17 protein-coding genes, 3 tRNA genes, 3 rRNA genes and 1 pseudogene are annotated in these 20,896 nt (G+C 62.6%); 3 read left to right on the forward strand and 21 right to left on the reverse strand.

Annotated features, from left to right (window positions below; genetic code table 11):
- Window positions 1–13 precede the first annotated feature (13 nt).
- The 14 genes and pseudogenes from ACP693_RS01215 to ACP693_RS01280 form a co-directional block, all read right to left on the reverse strand.
- A complete protein-coding gene (locus tag ACP693_RS01215) occupies window positions 14–103 on the reverse strand; it encodes a potassium-transporting ATPase subunit F (protein WP_105625212.1) in 90 nt (29 codons plus the stop codon).
- On the reverse strand, window positions 100–222 hold the full coding sequence (locus tag ACP693_RS01220; RefSeq protein ID WP_409719776.1) for a hypothetical protein: 123 nt from the start codon (window positions 220–222) through the stop codon (window positions 100–102). The genes ACP693_RS01215 and ACP693_RS01220 overlap by 4 nt, the downstream gene beginning before the upstream one ends.
- Before the next feature lie 104 nt (window positions 223–326).
- The gene (locus ACP693_RS01225) at window positions 327–1,598 is read right to left on the reverse strand and encodes a cation:proton antiporter (protein ID WP_426016025.1); all 1,272 of its coding nucleotides are present in this window, start codon (window positions 1,596–1,598) and stop codon (window positions 327–329) included.
- Between the two features lie 172 nt (window positions 1,599–1,770).
- Window positions 1,771–2,749: pseudogene (locus ACP693_RS01230) on the reverse strand (IS3 family transposase); the annotation flags it as partial.
- A gap of 150 nt (window positions 2,750–2,899) precedes the next feature.
- Window positions 2,900–2,976, reverse strand: a tRNA-Met gene (locus tag ACP693_RS01235).
- Between the two features lie 92 nt (window positions 2,977–3,068).
- Window positions 3,069–3,183, reverse strand: a 5S ribosomal RNA gene (gene rrf / locus ACP693_RS01240).
- A gap of 122 nt (window positions 3,184–3,305) precedes the next feature.
- Window positions 3,306–6,091: ribosomal RNA gene (locus ACP693_RS01245) — 23S ribosomal RNA — on the reverse strand.
- Between the two features lie 200 nt (window positions 6,092–6,291).
- Window positions 6,292–6,367, reverse strand: a tRNA-Ala gene (locus ACP693_RS01250).
- 83 nt (window positions 6,368–6,450) lie between these two features.
- A tRNA-Ile gene (locus ACP693_RS01255) sits at window positions 6,451–6,527 on the reverse strand.
- A gap of 224 nt (window positions 6,528–6,751) precedes the next feature.
- A 16S ribosomal RNA gene (locus ACP693_RS01260) occupies window positions 6,752–8,212 on the reverse strand.
- Together the 16S, 23S and 5S rRNA genes with 3 tRNA genes alongside form the textbook arrangement of a ribosomal RNA operon.
- Before the next feature lie 670 nt (window positions 8,213–8,882).
- Window positions 8,883–9,083: a hypothetical protein gene (locus ACP693_RS01265; protein WP_426019551.1), complete on the reverse strand. Its 201-nt coding sequence runs from the start codon at window positions 9,081–9,083 to the stop codon at window positions 8,883–8,885.
- 54 nt (window positions 9,084–9,137) lie between these two features.
- Entirely contained in the window at window positions 9,138–9,428 is a 291-nt protein-coding gene (locus ACP693_RS01270; protein ID WP_426019549.1) for a DUF167 domain-containing protein, read from the reverse strand.
- Window positions 9,429–9,503: 75 nt separating this feature from the next.
- The gene (locus ACP693_RS01275; protein WP_426019547.1) at window positions 9,504–10,433 is read right to left on the reverse strand and encodes an electron transfer flavoprotein subunit alpha/FixB family protein; all 930 of its coding nucleotides are present in this window, start codon (window positions 10,431–10,433) and stop codon (window positions 9,504–9,506) included.
- A gap of 1 nt (window position 10,434) precedes the next feature.
- Complete coding sequence (locus ACP693_RS01280) at window positions 10,435–11,199, reverse strand: electron transfer flavoprotein subunit beta/FixA family protein (protein ID WP_426019546.1); 765 nt, start codon at window positions 11,197–11,199, stop codon at window positions 10,435–10,437.
- A 116-nt stretch (window positions 11,200–11,315) separates the two neighbouring features.
- On the opposite strand from ACP693_RS01280, the gene ACP693_RS01285 reads away from it, so the two are divergent.
- A complete protein-coding gene (locus ACP693_RS01285) occupies window positions 11,316–11,660 on the forward strand; it encodes a hypothetical protein (RefSeq protein ID WP_426019544.1) in 345 nt (114 codons plus the stop codon).
- 3 nt (window positions 11,661–11,663) lie between these two features.
- Here ACP693_RS01285 and ACP693_RS01290 read toward each other — a convergent pair whose 3' ends face one another.
- Together ACP693_RS01290 and ACP693_RS01295 are read right to left on the reverse strand one after the other, a co-directional pair.
- A complete protein-coding gene (locus ACP693_RS01290; protein ID WP_426019543.1) occupies window positions 11,664–12,236 on the reverse strand; it encodes a cob(I)yrinic acid a,c-diamide adenosyltransferase in 573 nt (190 codons plus the stop codon).
- Window positions 12,237–12,238: 2 nt separating this feature from the next.
- A complete protein-coding gene (locus ACP693_RS01295) occupies window positions 12,239–12,442 on the reverse strand; it encodes a twin transmembrane helix small protein (protein ID WP_159848945.1) in 204 nt (67 codons plus the stop codon).
- 159 nt (window positions 12,443–12,601) lie between these two features.
- Here ACP693_RS01295 and ACP693_RS01300 point away from each other — a divergent pair, with 159 nt between their 5' ends.
- On the forward strand, window positions 12,602–14,773 hold the full coding sequence (locus ACP693_RS01300; RefSeq protein WP_426019542.1) for a TonB-dependent receptor domain-containing protein: 2,172 nt from the start codon (window positions 12,602–12,604) through the stop codon (window positions 14,771–14,773).
- Window positions 14,774–14,879: 106 nt separating this feature from the next.
- The gene (locus ACP693_RS01305; protein WP_426019541.1) at window positions 14,880–16,034 is read left to right on the forward strand and encodes a hypothetical protein; all 1,155 of its coding nucleotides are present in this window, start codon (window positions 14,880–14,882) and stop codon (window positions 16,032–16,034) included.
- 7 nt (window positions 16,035–16,041) lie between these two features.
- On the opposite strand, the gene polA is transcribed toward ACP693_RS01305, so the two are convergent.
- The 5 genes from polA to ACP693_RS01330 all read right to left on the reverse strand — a co-directional run bounded on the left by polA (window position 16,042) and on the right by ACP693_RS01330 (window position 20,763).
- Window positions 16,042–18,876, reverse strand: a complete 2,835-nt coding sequence (gene polA, locus ACP693_RS01310) for a DNA polymerase I (RefSeq protein WP_426019650.1) — start codon at window positions 18,874–18,876, stop codon at window positions 16,042–16,044.
- A 139-nt stretch (window positions 18,877–19,015) separates the two neighbouring features.
- Window positions 19,016–19,639 carry a DUF6655 family protein gene (locus ACP693_RS01315; RefSeq protein WP_426019539.1) on the reverse strand — a complete coding sequence of 208 codons (624 nt, stop codon included), beginning with the start codon at window positions 19,637–19,639 and terminating at the stop codon, window positions 19,016–19,018.
- A complete protein-coding gene (locus ACP693_RS01320) occupies window positions 19,639–20,079 on the reverse strand; it encodes a VOC family protein (RefSeq protein WP_426019537.1) in 441 nt (146 codons plus the stop codon). Before ACP693_RS01320 ends, ACP693_RS01315 begins: the two co-directional genes overlap by 1 nt.
- 95 nt (window positions 20,080–20,174) lie before the next feature.
- The gene (locus tag ACP693_RS01325; RefSeq protein ID WP_159848963.1) at window positions 20,175–20,414 is read right to left on the reverse strand and encodes a zinc-finger domain-containing protein; all 240 of its coding nucleotides are present in this window, start codon (window positions 20,412–20,414) and stop codon (window positions 20,175–20,177) included.
- A gap of 55 nt (window positions 20,415–20,469) precedes the next feature.
- Window positions 20,470–20,763: a hypothetical protein gene (locus ACP693_RS01330; RefSeq protein WP_409717172.1), complete on the reverse strand. Its 294-nt coding sequence runs from the start codon at window positions 20,761–20,763 to the stop codon at window positions 20,470–20,472.
- Window positions 20,764–20,896: the final 133 nt, after the last annotated feature.

The raw sequence follows: 20,896 nt of genomic DNA on the forward strand, positions 1-20,896 counted from the left end.
CAGTCCCGGTCCCTTAGAACCGCTCGGGCCGCAGCAGCGCCGCGACCATATAGACGGCGACGACCAGCGCCCCCGCCCCCCAGAGCATGGCGATCATGGTCATACCCGTTTCAATGCTGTGGCGAGCAGGGCGAAGGCGGCGAACGCCCCTGCCCCCACCGCCAGAAAGATCACGTCGGCCAATCCGGCCTCCTCGCTCAAGTTGGAGCGGGACAGGACCATGGAGCCACGTAATGGCGCGATGTGAGTCCTCGCCGTGCACCTAAAGGTTTCATAAAATTGAGGGCGCCTGGACGGAAATCGAAGGCCGGCGTGGTCCTATCGCCTCAGGATTCCTCGTCGGCCACCTGGCCCAGTTCCCCTCGCCGGCGCGCCTTCCTGCCATAGACCCATTCGAACAGGGGCGAGGCCATCAGGGTGGTGATGATGGCCATCATCACCAGGATCGAGAACAGGGCCGGGCCGATGATGCCGCGCTGCAGGCCGATGTTGATGATGATCAGCTCCATCAGGCCGCGGGCGTTCATCAGGGCGCCGATGCCCATGGCCGTGGCGTTGTCCTGGCCCGTCAAGCGCGCGGCGGCCCAGCAGGCCCCGCCCTTGGCCAGGATGGAGCCCAAGAGGATGACGGCGGTCACGGCCAGCAGGCCCAGGCTGTTGACCATGGTCAGTTGGGTGTTCAAGCCCGAGAAGGTGAAGAACATCGGCAGCAGCACCAGCACCGCGAACGGCTCCAGCTGACGCTTGACCTCCTGGCTCAGCAGGCCGCGCGGCATGGCGACGCCCAGGATGAAGCCGCCGAAGACGGCGTGAATGCCGACCGCGTCCATGGCCCAGGCGCTGAGCATGAACAGGATCAGCACGATCCCCAGCACCGTGGGGCTCAACCGCCCTTCACGCTCGACGATGCGGCCCAGCGGCGCCAGCAGTTTCGGTCCGACCGTCAGCATGAACAGTGCGAACGCGCCGCCGCCCGCGATGGCCATCACCGCCACCATCGGCCCTGCGCCGAAGCTGGCCAGGACGATGGCCAGAACGCACCAGGCGCCGGCGTCGTCGATGGCCCCGGCTGCCAGCGACAGCGAACCCAGCCGCGTGCCGCTCAGACCCCGCTCATGGATGATGCGCGCCAGCATGGGGAAGGCGGTGATCGAGATGGCCGCGCCCATGAAGAGCATGGCCTGCCAGGTCTGGATGCCCTGACCGAACAGGCCTTGGCTGACCAGCCAGGGCGCAATAGCCACCGCGATCAGAAAGGGCGCCGCCATCCCCGCCAACGACACGGCCGCCGCGCTTTTCGCATTGGCCTTGAAGTGATCGCGCCGGAAGCCCAGCCCGACCAGGAACATATAGAGGCCCACGCCCAACTGGGCGCCGACGAACAGGATCGACTTCGATTCCTTGGGGAACAGGGCCGCCTGAAGATCAGGCGCCAGAAGGCCGAACAGCGACGGGCCCAGGATCACCCCGGCGATCATCTCCCCCACCACCTGCGGCTGGCCGAGGTAGCGTTTGGCCAGCCAGCCGACGATGCGGCAGACGGCGATGATCACGGCCATCTGCAGGAAGAAGGCCACGCTCAGTTCCGCATTCGTCATGCCTTTTTCCTCCCCTTGGAAGCACGGTGCGCGCGGAGCAACTTTCCGTCAAAACGGGTGAAGAAGTGACGTGACCCCCGTTTCTCATCCAGCCATAACGAGGGGTCCTTTGGTGATCTGAACTGGTGTTGGCGGGGTTGGCAATAGGCTGGTCTGAGCAGCTATTAACCAGCGCACCAGACCGGCCGCTCTGTCCGGTGAGCGCCTGTGCGTAGGCCTTGGTCGTCAGCCATCCTAGCTTCGAGTGCGGCCGGGTTTCGTTGTCGTCGCGCCGCCAGGCCTCAAGCACGCCACGGGCGTGCGGCAGGGATCGGAACAGCGGCTAGTCGCGCAGCCGGCCGTTGAAGCTCTCGTTGAAGCCGTTCTGCCAGGGTTTGCCCGGGCCATGCAGTGCCAGCCCACGCCGACGTCATCGACCCAGGCCAGGATGACTTTGGACCTATACTCCGTGCCGTTGTCGGCGATGATCGTCTCAGGTCGCCCTCGTCGAAGGATAATGGCGTCCTGCTCGCGCGCTACCCGTCGGCCCGACAGCGAGGTGTCGGCGACGAGGCCGAGGCATTCCCGCGTGCAGTTGTGGCTACGCCGGCCTTCGGTTCGATCACCATCAGGATGCGGAAGCGCCGCCCGTCAGTCATCTGATCCGATACGAAGTGGAGCGACCAGCGCTGGTTCGCGGCCAGAGGAATCGCCAGCGGACGCCGAGTTCCCATGGCCCGTTTGCGCCCGCCGCGCCGACGCGCGGTCAACTTCTGCTTGAGGTAGATCCGCTGGACCCGCTTCTTGACCGCATGGCCCTCGCGCCGAAGAATCACGTGCACGCGGCGATAGCCCAACCGCCGACGCTCCCGAGCCAGAGCCTTCAGTCGATCCCGCAGGACGCCGTCGTCCGGTCGCGTCGCCTGATAGCGCACGCTCGTCCGATCAGCGCCCAGCACCCGGCAGGCCCGACGTTAGCTCATCGCATAGACCGACTGGAGGTGCGCCGCCGCCGCTCGATGCGCAGCGGGCGTAACCACTTTTCCCCCAGCAGATCTTTCAGCGCGACGTTGTCCAGCATCGATTCCGCCAGCATCCGCTTGAGCTTGGCGTTCTCCACCCTCCAGCGCCTTCAGACGCCTGGCCTCCGACACGTCCATGCTGCTTACGCGCCCTCCAGCTATTGCTGGAGGAGTTTCAGGGTGTCACGTCACAGCCGCCGGCCTGTTGGCTTGGGGAGCGCCCATGACGCAGAAAACCCCACGGCGATAGCGCGTGGGGTTCTTCAGATCAGAGTCTCACGCCGGAATGTGAGGTATTCTTGGGTGCGGGAGTAGGATTTGAACCTACGACCTTCAGGTTATGAGCCTGACGAGCTACCGGGCTGCTCCATCCCGCGGCAAACGGTAGTGTCGTGAAGGAAGAACGGTTCGAGAAGCGCGCTCAAGTAGGCCGAAGGCCGTTAGCGCGTAAATCATGTGTGCTTGGTAGACCCGGCGACGACCTACTCTCCCGCGCCTTGAGACGAAGTACCATTGGCTCTGGAGGGCTTAACGACCGAGTTCGGAATGGGATCGGGTGGGGAACCTCCGACATAGTCACCAGGTCAACCAAGCACACATGAATCCTGACCTATCGCGCATTCGCGCTACTTGAGGTCAGGAGAAGAAGACATTGTCTGAGATTGCTTCGGTCAAGGAGCAATCATCGAATGAGTTTTGCTGAGAAACGATCAAACCGATCGGATTATTAGTACCAGTAAGCTTCATGGGTCGCCCCACTTCCACACCTGGCCTATCAACGTGGTAGTCTTCCACGATCCTCAGCGAAGCCTTGTTTTGAGGTTAGTTTCCCGCTTAGATGCTTTCAGCGGTTATCTATTCCATACTTAGCTACCCTGCTGCACAGCTGGCGCCATGACAGGTACACCAGAGGTATGTCCATCCCGGTCCTCTCGTACTAGGGACAGATCCTCTCAAGCTTCGAACACCCACGGCAGATAGGGACCAAACTGTCTCACGACGTTCTGAACCCAGCTCACGTACCACTTTAAATGGCGAACAGCCATACCCTTGGGACCTGCTCCAGCCCCAGGATGTGATGAGCCGACATCGAGGTGCCAAACTTTGCCGTCGATATGGACTCTTGGGCAAAATCAGCCTGTTATCCCTAGAGTACCTTTTATCCGTTGAGCGATGGCCCTTCCACTCGGGACCACCGGATCACTATGGCCGACTTTCGTCTCTGCTCGACTTGTCAGTCTCGCAGTCAGGCGGGCTTATGCCATTGCACTCGACGACCGATTTCCGACCGGTCTGAGCCCACCATCGCGCGCCTCCGTTACACTTTAGGAGGCGACCGCCCCAGTCAAACTACCCACCACGCCATGTCCCGGGACCGGATAACGGCCCTCGGTTAGACGTCAACGACAGTAAGGGTGGTATTTCAAGGACGACTCCACCAGAGCTGGCGCCCCGGTTTCATAGCCTCCCACCTATCCTACACATACGGTCGCTAACGCCAAGGCGAAGCTATAGTAAAGGTTCATAGGGTCTTTCCGTCTGACCGCGGGAACCCCGCATCTTCACGGGGAATTCAATTTCACTGAGCCTATGCTGGAGACAGTGGGGAAGTCGTTACGCCATTCGTGCAGGTCGGAACTTACCCGACAAGGAATTTCGCTACCTTAGGACCGTTATAGTTACGGCCGCCGTTTACCTGGGCTTCAGTTCGTCGCTTTCACAACTCCCTTTAACCTTCAGGCACCGGGCAGGCGTCAGACCCTATACGTCGCATTGCTGCTTCGCAGAGCCCTGTGTTTTTGCTAAACAGTCGCTACCCCCTGGCTTGTGCCACTCAGTCCTGGTTGCCCAGGGTGAGTCACGCTTATTCCGAAGTTACGCGTGCAATTTGCCGAGTTCCTTCAGCATAGTTCTCTCAAACGCCTTGGTATGCTCTACCTGACCACCTGTGTCGGTTTCGGGTACGGTCTCTGCTGGAGTTATTTCCTGGGACAACGCCCCCGCACACACAATCCAATAAGTGGGTACGAGTTAAGCCATCCGTCACTTCCAGCTGGTGCAGGAATATTTACCTGCTTCCCATCGACTACGCTTTTCAGCCTCGCCTTAGGGGCCGACTAACCCTGCGCAGATTAGCTTTACGCAGGAACCCTTGGTCTTTCGGCGGGAGTGTCTCTCACACTCCTATCGTTACTCATGTCAGCATTCTCACTTCCGATACCTCCAGCCAGGCTCACGCCTGACCTTCACCGGCCTACGGAACGCTCCGCTACCGCTTGCAGTAAACTGCAAACCCATATCTTCGGCGCACGGCTTGAGCCCCGTTACATTTTCCGCGCAGGATCGCTTGATCAGTGAGCTGTTACGCTTTCTTTAAAGGATGGCTGCTTCTAAGCCAACCTCCTGATTGTCAAAGCAATCCCACATCGTTTCCCACTTAGCCGTGACTTGGGGGCCTTAGATGATGGTTAGGGTTGTTTCCCTTTTCACGACGGACGTTAGCACCCGCCGTGTGTCTGCCCGATAGTTCTCTTGGGTATTCGGAGTTTGGTTAGTATTGGTACCGCTCGCGCAGCCCGCAACCATCCAGTGCTCTACCCCCCAAGGAATTCGTCGGACGCTCTACCTAAATAGATTTCGCGGAGAACCAGCTATGTCCAGGTTTGATTGGCCTTTCACCCCTATCCACAAGTCATCCCAGAATTTTTCAACATTCACGGGTTCGGTCCTCCAGTTGGTGTTACCCAACCTTCAACCTGCTCATGGATAGATCACCTGGTTTCGGGTCGTCATACGTCGAACTTAGCGCCCTATTCAGACTCGCTTTCGCTGCGCCTACACCTAACGGCTTAAGCTTGCTCGACACATGAAGTCGCTGACCCATTATACAAAAGGTACGCCGTCACCCCGCTTGGGGGCTCCGACTGCTTGTAGGCTTCCGATTTCAGGATCTGTTTCACTCCCCTTGTCGGGGTGCTTTTCACCTTTCCCTCACGGTACTTGTTCACTATCGGTCGTAGAGGAGTACTTAGGCTTGGAGGGTGGTCCCCCCATGTTCAGACAGGATTTCACGTGTCCCGCCCTACTCGAGTCTCTTGCTATTTGATGACTACGGGGCTTTCACCCACTATGGCCGACCTTTCCAGATCGTTCGTCTTTATTTCACAAGAGCACTGGCCTGGTCCCGGTTCGCTCGCCACTACTACGGGAGTCTCGGTTGATGTCCTTTCCTCCGGGTACTGAGATGTTTCAGTTCCCCGGGTTCGCTTAATGAACCTATGTATTCAGTTCATTATACCTTTTAACAATCCGCCAATCGCCGCCCTGACCGAAGTCAGAACGAAGTTGGAAGACTGTAAAGGTGGGTTTCCCCATTCGGAAATAACCGGATCAAAGGGTGCTAGCGCCTCCCCGGTTCTTATCGCAGCTTGCCACGTCCTTCATCGCCTCTCTACGCCAAGGCATCCGTCAGAAGCCCTTCAACGTTTGATCGTTTCTCAGCAAAACTCATGCTTGGTTTATTCCGCCCGACTGGAAAGTTGCCGGGGGACCAAGCCTGATATTTGTCAGACAATGTCTTCTTCTCGAACATAACCTAAAAGCTCAGGGGAGCCGGTTGCGTTCTTCCTTTACGATTTCAATGCACGCCAACCCTGAGGCCGACGGCAAACTTGAATGCGATCACAAGATCCTGGTGGAGCCAGACGGAGTCGAACCGACGACATCCTGCTTGCAAAGCAGGCGCTCTACCAACTGAGCTATGGCCCCATTCCAACAGGAATAGTGCGAAGCCCAGGAGAGCTGTCGGCGATGCCGTCTTGAGGCTGAGAACCCCGGCGAACCAGAAGTCCTGGTAGGCCCGGGCAGACTCGAACTGCCGACCTTACGCTTATCAGGCGTACGCTCTAACCACCTGAGCTACGGGCCTATGGCAGCGACAGCCGGGCCCATTCTTCAAGTGAAAATGGCGACCCAGGCTCGCGATCGCGTCACCAATACAACGACCCGAATGGTCGATGCGTCGATGACGAAAGTGGAAAGAGAAACGGAGACGGCGGCGTTCCGCCGTTTGTGCTCGGCGCTGTGAAGCGCTTCGCTATTGGAGCCTCAATAGACAGCCTCGTGAGAGACGGCCTGGAGAAGCATCCTTAGAAAGGAGGTGATCCAGCCGCAGGTTCCCCTACGGCTACCTTGTTACGACTTCACCCCAGTCGCTGACCCTACCGTGGTCGCCTGCCCCCTTGCGGTCAGCGCAGCGCCTTCGGGTAGAACCAACTCCCATGGTGTGACGGGCGGTGTGTACAAGGCCCGGGAACGTATTCACCGCGGCATGCTGATCCGCGATTACTAGCGATTCCAACTTCATGCCCTCGAGTTGCAGAGGACAATCCGAACTGAGACGACTTTTAAGGATTAACCCTCTGTAGTCGCCATTGTAGCACGTGTGTAGCCCACCCTGTAAGGGCCATGAGGACTTGACGTCATCCCCACCTTCCTCCGGCTTAGCACCGGCAGTCCCATTAGAGTTCCCAACTAAATGATGGCAACTAATGGCGAGGGTTGCGCTCGTTGCGGGACTTAACCCAACATCTCACGACACGAGCTGACGACAGCCATGCAGCACCTGTGTCCTAGTCTCCGAAGAGAAAGCCAGATCTCTCTGGCGGTCCAGGCATGTCAAAAGGTGGTAAGGTTCTGCGCGTTGCTTCGAATTAAACCACATGCTCCACCGCTTGTGCGGGCCCCCGTCAATTCCTTTGAGTTTTAATCTTGCGACCGTACTCCCCAGGCGGATTGCTTAATGCGTTAGCTGCGTCACCGAAATGCATGCATCCCGACAACTAGCAATCATCGTTTACGGCGTGGACTACCAGGGTATCTAATCCTGTTTGCTCCCCACGCTTTCGAGCCTCAGCGTCAGTAATGAGCCAGTATGTCGCCTTCGCCACTGGTGTTCTTCCGAATATCTACGAATTTCACCTCTACACTCGGAGTTCCACATACCTCTCTCATACTCAAGACACCCAGTATCAAAGGCAATTCCGAGGTTGAGCCCCGGGATTTCACCCCTGACTTAAATGTCCGCCTACGCTCCCTTTACGCCCAGTAATTCCGAGCAACGCTAGCCCCCTTCGTATTACCGCGGCTGCTGGCACGAAGTTAGCCGGGGCTTCTTCTCCGGGTACCGTCATTATCGTCCCCGGTGAAAGAATTTTACAATCCTAAGACCTTCATCATTCACGCGGCATGGCTGCGTCAGGCTTTCGCCCATTGCGCAAGATTCCCCACTGCTGCCTCCCGTAGGAGTTTGGGCCGTGTCTCAGTCCCAATGTGGCTGATCATCCTCTCAGACCAGCTACTGATCGTCGCCTTGGTGAGCCTTTACCTCACCAACTAGCTAATCAGACGCGGGCCGCTCTAATGGCGATAAATCTTTCCCCCGAAGGGCACATTCGGTATTAGCACAAGTTTCCCTGAGTTATTCCGAACCAAAAGGCACGTTCCCACGTGTTACTCACCCGTCCGCCACTAACTCCGAAGAGTTCGTTCGACTTGCATGTGTTAGGCCTGCCGCCAGCGTTCGCTCTGAGCCAGGATCAAACTCTCAGGTTGAGTTGACTTCTGACCTAAGCTTAAGAACATCCCGAAGGACGTCTTGGCATTAGTTCTACGTATTTTATTGACGAGTTCCCATTCATCGATCCGAAGACCGACGCATGGTATCTTTTCAAAAAGACCGCAGATAGTCAGTGTCGTATGATGACCTTCTAGGATCATCGCAAGAACACCGCCGCCTGCGTTTCTCTTTCCAAATCAACAATGTCAAAGACCTAAACCGCATCAGCGGCCCGACTTGTTTAGCGCCGTGTCGTCGGCGGAGGCGGGGATTTAAAGACCGCCGAACCTCATGTCAACCGCTCTTTTCAGAGATCTTTTGGAGAGAAAGGCGAACCCTTCAGACCGCAAGAAACCACCGGAGGAAAGCGAGGCTTACCTCTAAAAACCCGTCATTCGATTGGAGCGCGGAACCTAGTGAAACCAACCGATGAAAGCAAGAAGTTTTTCAACCCCTCCTTCCGTGAAACCGTGAGGATCAAGACCCCCGCGACCCCGTCGGCCGGCCCGTTTCCGAGCGAGGCGGCTCTATACGTAGACCCACTTTTGTCCGCAACCAGATTCTGACAGTTCGGGGAAAGTTTCTCAAAGAGTCATGGTCAGCCAGCGGCGGAACACACCGTCAGCCCGCTATGTAAGCCGGCAGGTTCCAGGCAACTCGGCTGCCTCAGGCCCCGCCTAAACGGGACATCAGCTCCGGGTCCTGCTCGGAAGCCGTGACCTCTTTGTCGAACGCGAGCTGCGCCTGGGATACATCCGTGAAGGCCAACGGCTCCGCCAGGCGCAGGCTTGAGACGGCGAAGGCTTCGCCCCTCTGTTCGAGAACGACGCCGCTGCGGGCGTGAAGGATACGGGCGTCCGTGGTCATGGGTCTGTTCTCCAACTTGTATGGAGAACGCGCCAATCACCGAAACGGTCGCCCTCAGTCGTCGGAAAGGATTTCGGCGATTCGTGCGCCCAGCGTCTCGTCATCTAGGCCATCGACGACAACCATCTTCGACCGCGACTGGCCGCCGCGCACCACGGTCACGGAAGACTTCGACACGCCGAGGCTCTTGGCCAGCAGCCGGATCAGTGCGTCATTGGCCTCTCCATCTATGGGACGGGCGCGGACGCGCACCTTGAGCACGCGCCGTCCCTCGGGGTCCGCCTCCCAGCCCTCGATGCGATCCACCGCCGCGCCGGGCTGCAGCCTTATGGGCAGGTTCGCCATCCGATCCTCTACGGGCAAGAAAAAGGGCGCAGCTCCGTTCGAAGCCGCGCCCTCGCATATTGGTCTAACCAAGACTTAGCCCAGAGCGGTCATCAGCTCCGGTACGATGGTCTTGTAGTCGCCGACCAGGCCGTAATCCGCGACCTGGAAGATCGGGGCGTCGGGGTCCTTGTTGATGGCGACGATGGTTTTGGAGTCCTTCATCCCGGCCAGGTGCTGGATGGCGCCCGAGATGCCGATGGCGATGTACAGGGCCGGGGCCACGACCTTGCCGGTCTGGCCGACCTGGTAGTCGTTGGGGGCGTAGCCGGCGTCGACCGCCGCGCGCGAGGCGCCGATGGCGGCGCCCAGCTTGTCGGCCAGGGGCTCCAGCACGGCATGGAACTCGTCCGCGGAGCCCAGGGCGCGACCGCCCGAGACCACGATCTTGGCGGCGCCCAAATCCGGGCGATCCGACTTGACCATTTCCTCGGAGACGAAGGCCGTCTTGGGCGCCTCGGCGCCGGCGACGCTCTCGACCGGGGTGGACCCGCCCTCGGCGGCTGCGGCGAAGGCCGTCGGACGCACGGTGATCACCTTCTTGGCGTCCGCCGACTGGACCGTCTCCAGGGCGTTGCCGGCGTAGATCGGCCGCACGAAGGTATCGGCCGAGACCACCTCGATGATGTCCGAGATCGGGGCGACGTCCAGCATGGCGGCGATCCGGGGGGCGAAATTCTTCCCGTCGGTCGAGGCGGGCGTCAGGATGGCGTCGTAGCCGGCGGCCAGGGGCGTGACGGTGTCCGTCACCGCCTCGGCCAAGCCGTGGCCCAGGCCGCCGCTCTCGGCCAGCAGCACCTTGCGGACGCCGGCGATTTTCGAAGCCGCATCAGCAGCGGCCTGCGCCCCCTGCCCGACGACCAGGACATCCACGTCGGACGACAGGCCCAGCGCGGCGGTCACGGTCTTGTTTGTGGTGTCGCGAACGGTCGAGCCGTCGTGATCGGCGATGACGAGGACAGCCATATTACAGCGCTCCCACGGACTTGAGCTTGGAAACCAGTTCGGCCGCATCGGCCACCTTGACGCCGGCCGACCGCTTGGGCGGCTCGGTGACCTTCAGCACCTTCAGACGGTCGGCGACATCGACGCCATAGTCGGCGACCGCCTTGACGGCGATCTCCTTCTTCTTGGCCTTCATGATGTTGGGCAGAGACGCGTAGCGCGGCGTGTTCAGCCGCAGGTCCACCGTCACCACCGCCGGCAGTTCGGCGGCCAGGGTCTGCAGACCGCCGTCGACCTCGCGCGTCACCGTCGCCTTGCCGCCTTCGATCACCAGCTTGCCGGCGAAGGTCGCCTGGGGCCAGTCCAGCAGGGCGGCCAGCATCTGGCCCACCGCATTATTGTCGCCGTCGATGGACTGTTTGCCCATCAGCACCAGGTCGGGCTTTTCTTCCTCGACCACCGCCTTCAGCAGCTTGGCGACCGCCAGCGGCTCCAGGTCCGTGTCCGACTGGATCAGGATGCCCCGATCCGCGCCCATGGCCAGGGCGGTGCGGATGGTCTCCTGGGCCTGGGTCACGCCGATGGAAACCACGACGATCTCGGTCGCGGTGCCGGCGGCGTGATGTTCCTTGCCTTCCTTCAGACGAACCGCCTCTTCGACGGCGATCTCGTCGAAGGGATTCATGCTCATCTTGACGTTGGCCAGATCGACGCCTGACTGGTCCGCCTTCACGCGGGCCTTGACGTTATAGTCGATCACCCGTTTGACGGGGACGAGTACCTTCATGGGTCTATCCGTGAAATCGCCTGAATGTGAGGGCAGGACATGGAGCGGTCGCGAAGGCCTGTCAACGTAACGCGGGGTCAAGCTGTGGCTGCGACCCTCACCCAACGGACCACGAGATGAAGCGTTTCCTGACCTTTCCCCGCCTGGCGATGATTTTCTTTGGCCTGTTCGGCGTCGCCATCGTGGGGATTTTCATCCTGCAGGATTATTGGGTCGCACCGGGCAAGCGGTGCGAAGCGGCCGGCAAATGGTACGACATGGACAGCCGTATCTGCGCCCAGCCCATCTCCATCGCCCAGATCACGGGCCGGCCCAACGGCGTCTCGCGCGAGGAAGCCTCGGCCGAAAAGAACCGGGAACTGGTCCGCATCGAACAGCAACTCGCCGCCGAGGACCGCGCCCGCGCCGTCGAGGTCGAACGCCAGAAGGCGGCCCTGGCTGCGGCAAGGCCCGCCGCGTAACGACTAACGGGTCGCGCCCGGTTTCCATTTCACGTCACTGGCGCCGTTCGCATTGGCGCGGCGGGCCGCGACGAAAAGATGGTCCGACAGGCGGTTCAGATATTTGACCGCCTCGATATTCACCGCCTCGCCGCTTTCGACCAGTCGCACGGCCTCGCGTTCCGCCCGGCGGCAGACGGTGCGCGCCACATGCAGATGCGCCGACAGCGGGGCGCCGCCCGGCAGGATGAAGCTGTCGAGGGCCTTGAGGCTCTCGTTCATCCAGTCGATTTCCTGCTCCAGCCGCGCCACCTGGGTGTCGATGATCCGCAGAGCCTCCCAGGCCGGGGGCGGATCCAGCGGCGTCGCCAGATCGGCGCCCAGGTCGAACAGCTCATTCTGTATACGGCCAAGCATGGCGTCGATGCGGTCGTTCTGGCCGCTGTTCAGCCGCGCCACGCCGATTACGGCGTTCAACTCGTCCACAGCGCCATAGGCCTCGACACGGGCGTCGCTCTTGGACGCCGGGGCGCCCGACGCCAGCCGCGTCCGTCCGTCATCGCCCGTCCGGGTATAGATCTTGTTCAGCGTCACCATGATCAGGCCCCCTTCGCCGCCTTCCACATCATGCCGACGACCAGAAGGATCACGGCCAGCGCCTGAAGCCCGACCCTCAGCCGCATCAGCTTGTTGGAATTGGTCCGCGCATAGTCCCCGCCCCGGAACAGGGAATAGAGGCCAAAGCCCAGGGTGATCGTCACGGCGGCGATGGCGACGATGATCAGGATGTCGAAGATCTGCATGCCGTCGTTCTAAACCCGGATCACCATCACACGCCAGCGGCGCCCCATCACAGCCTGTGGCGATACGGCGCCGCTTGCGACGGATGGGCGCACCCCCCTTGGACTATGATTGCGAATGCTGTTGAGAGGCGCTCGCAAATATCAGGGGCTATTCCGATCATGACCTTCTCGACCCGCGCTCGCCTGTTGGCCGGCGCTTCCTGCGCTTTCGGCCTGACCTCGGGCGCCGCCCTGGCGGAGACCGTTCAGCCGGTCACGGCCGGACAGGCGACGCAGACGGCCGAGCTGAGCGAGATCGTGGTCACCGCCTCGGGCTTCGAACAGCGCATCAACCAGGCCCCCGCCTCGATCAGCGTCATTCCCCGCGCCGAAATCGAAGAGGTCCGCGCCGTCTCGCTCGCCGAGATCCTGAACAATGTCGAAGGCGTCGATACCGGCGCCGCCGTCGGCAAGTCCGGCGGCCAGACCATCAACATCCGGGGCATGGGCTCTGACTACACCCTGATCCTGATCGACGGCCGCCGCCAGAACACGGCCGGCAGCGTGACCCCCAACGGTTTCGGCGAAACGTCCACCAGCTTCCTGCCCCCCGTCTCGGCCATCGAACGGGTCGAGGTCGTGCGCGGCCCCGTCTCGACCCTTTATGGATCCGACGCCATGGGCGGCGTGGTCAACATCATCACCCGCAAGATCGGTGACGAATGGCACGGCTCGGCCAGCGCCCATTACACGATCCAGGGCGATGACGAGTTCGGGCCGATCCGCGGCGGGGACGTCTATCTGGCCGGCCCGTTGATCAAGGACCGCGTGGGACTGTCGATCCGCGGCTCGCGTTCGGAACGCGAACAGTCGCGCCTGACGTTCGAAAACGTCGCCGGCGCGGAAACCCCGGTCACAGGTTTCGGCCGCAGCGCCACCGCCAACGAAATCTGGTCGGCCGGCGCGCGCCTGGCCTTCGACCTGCACCCCGACCACGACCTGTGGATCGACGCCGACGTCGGCCGCCAGTGGTACGACAACGCCAAGGGCCAGATGGGCACCGCCACCACCGCCGGCGGCTATGACAAGTTCCTGGAGTTCAACCGCGACCAGATCGCCATCGCCCATAACTGGCGCCTGCCGTTCGGCACACTGGAATCCAACTATTCGATCGCCACGACCGAGACCAAGGGCCGGATCATCCCAAATGGCGTCGCCGGCGCCGGCAGCCCGCGCGATTTGGAGAGCGAGAACCGCATCTTCGACACCAAGCTGTTCTCGCAGTGGCGCAACCACACCTTCACCGTCGGCGGCCAGCACTGGGAAGCCGAGATGACGGACGGCGTGGTCTCTGGCACGTTCAACCACACCCAGTGGGCCGTCTTCGCCGAGGACGAATGGCGTTTCACTGACACCCTGGCTCTGACGGTCGGCGCGCGTCACGACGACCACTCGACCTTCGGCTCGCACTTCAGCCCGCGCGCCTATCTGGTGTGGAATCCGACCGACGTCTGGACGGTCAAGGGCGGCGTCAGCCAGGGCTTCAAGACCCCGCGCCTGGAACAGCTGGCCTCAGGCATCAACGGCTTCGGCGCCCAGGGCCGCCTGCCCTTGCTGGGCAGCCCGGGTCTGATGCCGGAAACCTCGACCTCGACCGAGTTCGCCGTTCTCTATGACGATCATGACCGCCTGCGCGCAGGGATCACCGTCTTCCACAACCAGTTCGACGACAAGATCGCAACCGGCGTGCCCATCGCCAACTGCCTGTTCGGCCTGACCCCAGCCCAGTATGCGGCCGGCGGCTACAACACATCGGGCTGTTTCGACGTAGGCTTCTATACGGCCTATATCTCGACCGTCCCCACCTTCGGCCAGAGCATCAATATCGACGAGGCGGTCACGCAGGGGGTCGAGGCGACAGCGCGTTACCGCTTCAATGACGCCTGGACGCTTCAGGGCAACTACACCTTCACCGACAGCGAACAGAAGTCGGGCGCCGCCGCCGGCCAGCCCCTGACCGACACGCCCGAGCATATGGTCAACGCCAATCTGCGCTGGAACGCCACCGACCGGATGAACCTGTGGCTGCGGGGCGAATACCGTTCGGCGCGCTATCGCGGCGCCGGCGACGCCCAGACGGCGCTGGGCGACTATGAGGCCTACAGCCTGTTCCACCTCGGCGGCGCCTACCGCATCGACGACAATCTGACGGTCAATGCGGTCGTCTATAACCTGTTCGACAAGGACTTCGTCAGCCTGCTGCCCTACGGCAGCCCGGTCGCCTATGCCCCCGAGTTCGCCAACAATCAGGAGCCGCGCCGCCTGTGGATCTCGGTCACGGCCGCCTTCTGATCCCCATAGCTGAAGTCATCTGACGGGGGCGCGCTTCGGCGACCCCCGTTCTTTTTTGCACCAAGCTAAGCCATTTGGTCACGATTGCCGGTGCAATCTGCACGACATGACTGATCGCGCCGTCCGCAATCTCGAACATCTCAAGAGCTCGGCCTCCACCGCCCGCGTGCTCAACTTGCTGCGCGTGTGGGAAGAGAACGGCGACAGCTCCGCCGACGGCGCCGTGCGCAATCCTGATTGGGCCGCGCGTCCGATCTTCCGCACCCCGGCCCTGAACCGCGGCCTGATCATCAAGCACCGGCTGCGTCGCAACGAGACCGACCTGTTCACCGGCCGTCGCCAGGTCGCCACCAAGGTGGTCATCCCCATCGACGACGCGGATCTCAAAACTGGCGGCCGCTACGTCTTCGTCAATCAGATCGGGTTCGAGCGGATGATGATGGAGGCGTTCGGCGTCGCCGCCACCCATCCGGACATCGAGACCCTGCGCCTGATCGACAAACTGCCGTCGCTGGATCCCTTCCTGCTGCGCGAGCAGTTGCGGCGCGGCGGCCTGGATCCCTCGCCCTGCTATTTCTCGATCAGCGACAGCGATCTTCAGCGCATGCTGGCCTTCGTCCGCAGCGAGATCGAACCGCTGGTGACCCTCAGCCTGGGGCCCGACACCATCGCGGTGAACTCAGATTCGGCCGGGCGGATGGCGTCCAAGATCCTGTCCAACACGCCAGGAGACCAACTCGACGCCCTGCGCCTGACCCTGCGCCTGGCGCCGGAGCAGTATCAGGAGGGCGTCTTCTGCTGGAAGGGCTTCCTCTATTACAAATGGACCCTGGCCGCATTGCTGGGCGAGGTCGCCGCCGTCGCCGAGGCCGTGCGCACCATCAAGCCCGTCGGCAAGACCGATCGCGCCGCCAAGGAATATCTGGCCCGCAGCCGCGACGTCCTGCGCGGTCGCATCATCAAGACCTGCGACGAAGTCAGCCGCACCCTTCGCATCTATGACGACGCCTACGCCAAGCTGACGCAGGAGGGTCGCCCCACCGCCTTCCGCGACTTCCTGCTGGACGCCCCCTCGATGTTCGCCAAGCTGGGCGACCAGCTGGGCGCGGTGCAGCACATCGTCAGCTACTGGCGCTTCCGCTTCGGCCCCGGCGCCGCCCCGGTGAACGTCGAAGAGCTGATGGACATCTTCATGGACTTCGAAACCGGCCTTCTGGGCCGCGGCGAAGTCCCCGACGACATCGGCATGATGGCGGCCTGAAGCCAGATCAGTGCGCGGCGTCCCAGTTCGACGCCGCGCGTGCGTCCACCACCAGCGGCACGGTCAGGGCGACGGCCGGGTCGGATGCGTTTTCCATCACACGCTTGATGACGGTTATGGCGCGGTCGGCTTCGGCCTCGGGGGCTTCGAAGACCAGTTCGTCGTGGACTTGCAGCAGCATGCGCGTGGAAAGGCCAGCCTCGGTCAGGGCGGCGGGCATGCGGATCATCGCGCGGCGGATGATGTCGGCGGCGGCGCCCTGGATCGGGGCGTTTATGGCGGCGCGCTCGCCGAACTGGCGTTCGGCGCCCGATTTCGAGTGGATGGCGGGGATGTGGATACGGCGGCCGAAGACGGTGGAGACGAAGCCGGCCTGGCGGACCTCGGCCTTGGTCTTGTCCATATAGGCGCGGATGCCGGGGAAGCGTTCGAAATAGGTCTTGATATAGGCCCCGGCCTCGCCCTGATCGATGCCCAGCTGGTTGGCTAGGCCGAAGGCCGAGATGCCGTAGACGATGCCGAAGTTGATGGCCTTGGCGCGGCGCCGGGTCTCGGACGGCATGCCCTCGACAGGAACGCCGAACATCTCGGACGCCGTGGCGGCGTGAATGTCTAGCCCCGCCTTGAAGGCGCGCTTCAGCTCGGGGATGTCGCCGATATGGGCCAGCAGGCGCAGTTCGATCTGGCTGTAGTCGGCGCTGATCAGAACATTGCCGGGCGCGGCGATGAAGGCCTGGCGGATTTCGCGGCCGGTCTCGGTGCGGATCGGAATGTTTTGAAGATTTGGATCGCTGGACGCCAGACGGCCGGTGGTGGCGGCGGCCAGTTGATAGCTGGTGTGGACGCGGTCGGTCCTGGGGTCGGCGGCGGCGGTCAGGGCGTCGGTATAGGTGCCCTTCAACTTGGACAGTTGGCGCCAGTCCAGCAGAACGCGCGGCAGATCGTGACTGAGCGCTAGTTCCTCCAGCACGCTGGCGTCTGTGCCCCATTGACCGGAGGCGGTCTTCTTGCCGCCCGGCAGGTTCAGCTCGCCGAACAGGATCTCGCCGATCTGACGCGGCGAGCCGATGTTGAAGGGCCGTCCGGCGATCTCGTGGGCCTGGGCCTCCAGCTCGGCCATGCGCAGGCCGAACTCGCTGGACAGGCGTTTGAGACGGTCGGGATCGATACGGACGCCGTTCAGCTCCATGTCCGCCAGCACGGTCGGCATCCCACGCTCCAGCGTCTCATAGACGGTGGACAGGCCCTCGCGCGCCAGCCGGGGCTTGAGGATGCGCCACAGCCGTAGCGTCACGTCCGCATCCTCGGCCGCATATTCCGCCGCCGGCTTCAGGGCGACGTGCTTGAAGGATTTCTGGCTCTTGCCGGTCCCCGCCACGCGCTTGAACGGAATCGGTTCGTGGCCGAGGTGCAGGCGTGACAGCTCGTCCATGCCGTGCCCGTGCAGCCCGCCCTCAAGCACATAGGAGATCAGCATGGTATCGTCATAGGGCGCGACGCGAATGCCTCGACGCGCCATGACGGCGATGTCGTATTTGGCGTTCTGCAACACCTTCAGGACCGACGGGTCTTCCAGCAGCGTCTTCAGCTTCGCCAGGGTCGTCGGCTTGTCCAGCTGATGGATCGGCTCGCGCGCCTCTCCCGGCTCGCCGAACAGGCCGCCGTCGTTCGCCTGCGGCTCATGCTCGTGGGTCAGGGGGATGTAGCAGGCCTCGTTCGGCCCCACCGCCAGCGACATGCCGCACAGGCCCGCATGGGTCGCCGACAGGGCGTCGGTCTCGGTGTCGAAGCCGACGACGCCGACCTCGGTCGCCCGCGCGATCCACCGATCCAGCGCCTCTTCGGTCTGAACGCATTCATAGACGGCGTGGTCGAATGTCTGAACCTCGGTCGGGCCTTCCACGACCTGCCCGTAACGCGGCGTGGCGATGGGGGCGTTCAGGTTCGGCGCGCGCTTGGGCGCAAAGGCCGAGACGTCGCTGGGGCCGGCCTTGCCGTCGCCGACCCGGCGCTGAAGCGAGCGAAACTCCATCGTCTCCAGAAAGGCCGACAGGATTTCGGGATCGGGATCGCGCACGGCGAAGTCGTCGATCAGCTCCGGCGCCGGCGCATCGCACGTCAGGCGCACCAGTTCGCGCGACAGGCGGATCTGATCGGCGAAGGCGATCAGGGTCTCGCGCCGCTTGGGTTGTTTGATCTCGTCGGCGCGGGCCAGCAGGGTGTCCAGATCGCCGTATTCGTCCAGCAGCTGGGCCGCCGTCTTCGGCCCGATGCCCGGCGCGCCGGGGACGTTGTCGACGCTGTCGCCGATCAGGGCCTGCAGATCGACCATCTTTTCGGGGCCGACGCCGAACTTCTCGAACACCTCGGCCTCGGCCAGACGCCGGTCCTTCATCGGATCCCACATCACGACGCCGCCGCCGATCAACTGCATCAGATCCTTGTCGGACGAGACGATCACCGCCTCGCCGCCCGCATCGCGCGCCTTGCAGGCGTATGTCGCAATCAGGTCGTCGGCCTCGTAGCCGGGCAGTTCGACGCAATGGACGCCGAACGCCGCCGTCGCCTCGCGCACCAGCGGAAACTGCGGGATCAGGTCCTCGGGCGGCGGCGGGCGGTGGGCCTTGTACTGGTCGTACAGGGTGTTGCGGAACGTCTTTTCCGAATGGTCGAATATGGCCACCAGGTGCGTCGGACCGTCGGCGCCCTTCATGTCCTTGAGCAGCTTCCACAACATGTTGCAGTAGCCCTGGACCGCCCCCACCGGCAGGCCGTCCGACTTGCGCGTCAGCGGCGGCAGGGCGTGATAGGCGCGGAAGATATAGGCCGAGGCGTCGATCATCCACAGCCGCAGCGCGGGGCCGTCCTGCGTCAGTGTTCGATCTTGGGCCCGATCTTGGGGATGTTCGGTCTCGGTCGTTTCGGGGGCGGTCGTCTCGGTCATGGCCGGAACATAGGGGGCCGAAGCCCCCGCGTCAGCGTCAGAATTCGGTCCAGCTCGATCCGGGATCGCGTTGACCCGGCTGAGCCTGCTGCTGGCCCCAGGCCACCACCATGAAGGCCTTGTGGCTGCGGATGCGATACGTCCCGATCATCGGCACCACGGCGCCCAGAGGCGCACCCGTCTTGGCCTCGTAGAGGAAGCCTGAAAACTCGGCGACGCCGACACGGTCGCGGTGGCTGTAGACCGACAGTTCCGGCAGGGAGACGACGTTCAGGGTCTCGTTGATCGGGATCCGCATCTCGGGAATGCCGAACACGCGCCGCATCTGCTCCAGCGACAGGGCGCCGGCGCGGATTTCGAACACCGCGTTCGCCTCGTCCTTGTTGCGCGCCAGGCTGAAACCGGCGTCGGAGATGCCGCTGCGAATGGCGCTGACGGCGTAACGCGTGCCCTCGCCCTGGAAATAGGCGTCATCGACGAAGACCGAGGCCCCGAGCGGCAGCGGCAAGACCAGGCCTTCGACCGCCTTGTCCGACGCCCGCGCCAGAAGAAGCTGCTCCGTCGCTGTACGGCCCGTATTGCTCTCGGTGGTCGAGGCGCAGGCCGACAGGGTCAGGGCCAACGCCGCCAAGGTCAGCGATAGACCCTGCCCCCCACGCATCACCATGCTCCGGTATTGAGCATCGAGACCCAGGGCTCGGCCGGCGCCAGCGGCGCGCCTTCCTGCAGCAGTTCGATGGAGATGCCGTCGGGCGAGCGCACGAAGGCCATGTTGCCGTCGCGCGGCGGGCGGTTGATCGTCACCCCGCCGTCCATCAACGTCTGGCAGGCGGCGTAGATGTCGTCGACCTTGTAGGCCAGATGGCCGAAGTTGCGGCCGCCCTGATACTCTTCCGGGTCCCAGTTGAACGTCAGCTCGACTTCAGGACAGCGTTCCGCCGCCGACTGCGCCAGGTTCTTGGGCGCGGCGAGGAAGACCAGGGTGAACCGCCCCGCCTCGTTCTCGGTGCGCCGCACCTCCTGCAGACCCAGAAGGTCGCAGTAGAAATGCAGCGAGGCGTCGATGTCCTTTACCCGGACCATGGTATGCAGATAGCGCAAGGCTCGTCTCCGTCCGAACAGCGTGTCAGCGCTCTATAGACCCAGACGCCGTCACACCGCGACTGAACTGAGGTTACGAACTCAGGGACTCGGGCTCAGTGGGCCTCGGGCGCGCGGGCGGCCGGGCTCAGATATTCGTTCTCGTCGTGCGGATGGGCCGACAGGACGAAACGCCGGTCGCAATAGCCGCACTCGATGAAGTCGTCCTCGCCCATGTCCATGTAGACCAGCGGGTGACCCAGCGCACCACCGCCACCGTCGCAGGCCACGCGCTTGGTGGAGACCACGATCTCTTCGGGCGGCGGGATGATGGCGTCGGAATGGCGGGGGGGCATGATGCGGTCCGGTGTGGAAGGCTTGCGGGCTTCCTAGGCGGACCGGCCCCGAAGGTCAAACCTCGGTGGGCGCCGCCGGGCGACGGCCCAGAAGACGGTTCAGCATCGCCTTGCGCTTCTTGAACAGGGTCAGACCCAGGCAGCCGGCGCCGACCCACAGACCGATCTCGCCGATGACCAACAAGGCGGCGCCGGCGATGGCGGCATGCGTCATCTCGATCTGATCGGTCTTGCCCGCCAGCAGCGCCAGTCCCCCGCCGATATAGCCGATGGCGCAGACGCCCATGGCGATGAAGCCGATCAGGCGGGTGCGGGTCAGGGGCGTCTTGGCTTTTTGAACGGTGGTCATTGACTGTCTCCATCAAGCTAGGTTGTCTTTATGACAAGCAACCTAGACATAAATTTGCAGTCAGTCAAGCATCATTGACACAAGGACAGGCACGCTTGTCGCACCCTCGCCATGGGACAGGTTGGCGAATACA

The organism is Brevundimonas sp. TWP1-3 (assembly GCF_049896085.1).
GTDB lineage: Bacteria > Pseudomonadota > Alphaproteobacteria > Caulobacterales > Caulobacteraceae > Brevundimonas.

Bases quoted from the DNA above. Each gene is read 5' to 3' on its own strand.
- ACP693_RS01285 (WP_426019544.1), top strand. From the start codon at position 11,316: ATGAAGCGTTTCCTGACCTTTCCCCGCCTGGCGATGATTTTCTTTGGC.
- ACP693_RS01295 (WP_159848945.1), bottom strand. From the start codon at position 12,442: ATGCAGATCTTCGACATCCTGATCATCGTCGCCATCGCCGCCGTGACG.
- ACP693_RS01265 (WP_426019551.1), bottom strand. From the start codon at position 9,083: ATGACCACGGACGCCCGTATCCTTCACGCCCGCAGCGGCGTCGTTCTC.
- ACP693_RS01290 (WP_426019543.1), bottom strand. From the start codon at position 12,236: ATGGTGACGCTGAACAAGATCTATACCCGGACGGGCGATGACGGACGG.
- ACP693_RS01280 (WP_426019546.1), bottom strand. From the start codon at position 11,199: ATGAAGGTACTCGTCCCCGTCAAACGGGTGATCGACTATAACGTCAAG.
- ACP693_RS01270 (WP_426019549.1), bottom strand. From the start codon at position 9,428: ATGGCGAACCTGCCCATAAGGCTGCAGCCCGGCGCGGCGGTGGATCGC.
- ACP693_RS01225 (WP_426016025.1), bottom strand. From the start codon at position 1,598: ATGACGAATGCGGAACTGAGCGTGGCCTTCTTCCTGCAGATGGCCGTG.
- ACP693_RS01215 (WP_105625212.1), bottom strand. From the start codon at position 103: ATGACCATGATCGCCATGCTCTGGGGGGCGGGGGCGCTGGTCGTCGCC.
- polA (WP_426019650.1), bottom strand. From the start codon at position 18,876: ATGATCGACGCCTCGGCCTATATCTTCCGCGCCTATCACGCCCTGCCG.
- ACP693_RS01325 (WP_159848963.1), bottom strand. From the start codon at position 20,414: ATGCCCCCCCGCCATTCCGACGCCATCATCCCGCCGCCCGAAGAGATC.
- ACP693_RS01330 (WP_409717172.1), bottom strand. From the start codon at position 20,763: ATGACCACCGTTCAAAAAGCCAAGACGCCCCTGACCCGCACCCGCCTG.
- ACP693_RS01315 (WP_426019539.1), bottom strand. From the start codon at position 19,639: ATGCGTGGGGGGCAGGGTCTATCGCTGACCTTGGCGGCGTTGGCCCTG.
- ACP693_RS01275 (WP_426019547.1), bottom strand. From the start codon at position 10,433: ATGGCTGTCCTCGTCATCGCCGATCACGACGGCTCGACCGTTCGCGAC.
- ACP693_RS01220 (WP_409719776.1), bottom strand. From the start codon at position 222: ATGGTCCTGTCCCGCTCCAACTTGAGCGAGGAGGCCGGATTGGCCGAC.
- ACP693_RS01305 (WP_426019541.1), top strand. From the start codon at position 14,880: ATGACTGATCGCGCCGTCCGCAATCTCGAACATCTCAAGAGCTCGGCC.
- ACP693_RS01300 (WP_426019542.1), top strand. From the start codon at position 12,602: ATGACCTTCTCGACCCGCGCTCGCCTGTTGGCCGGCGCTTCCTGCGCT.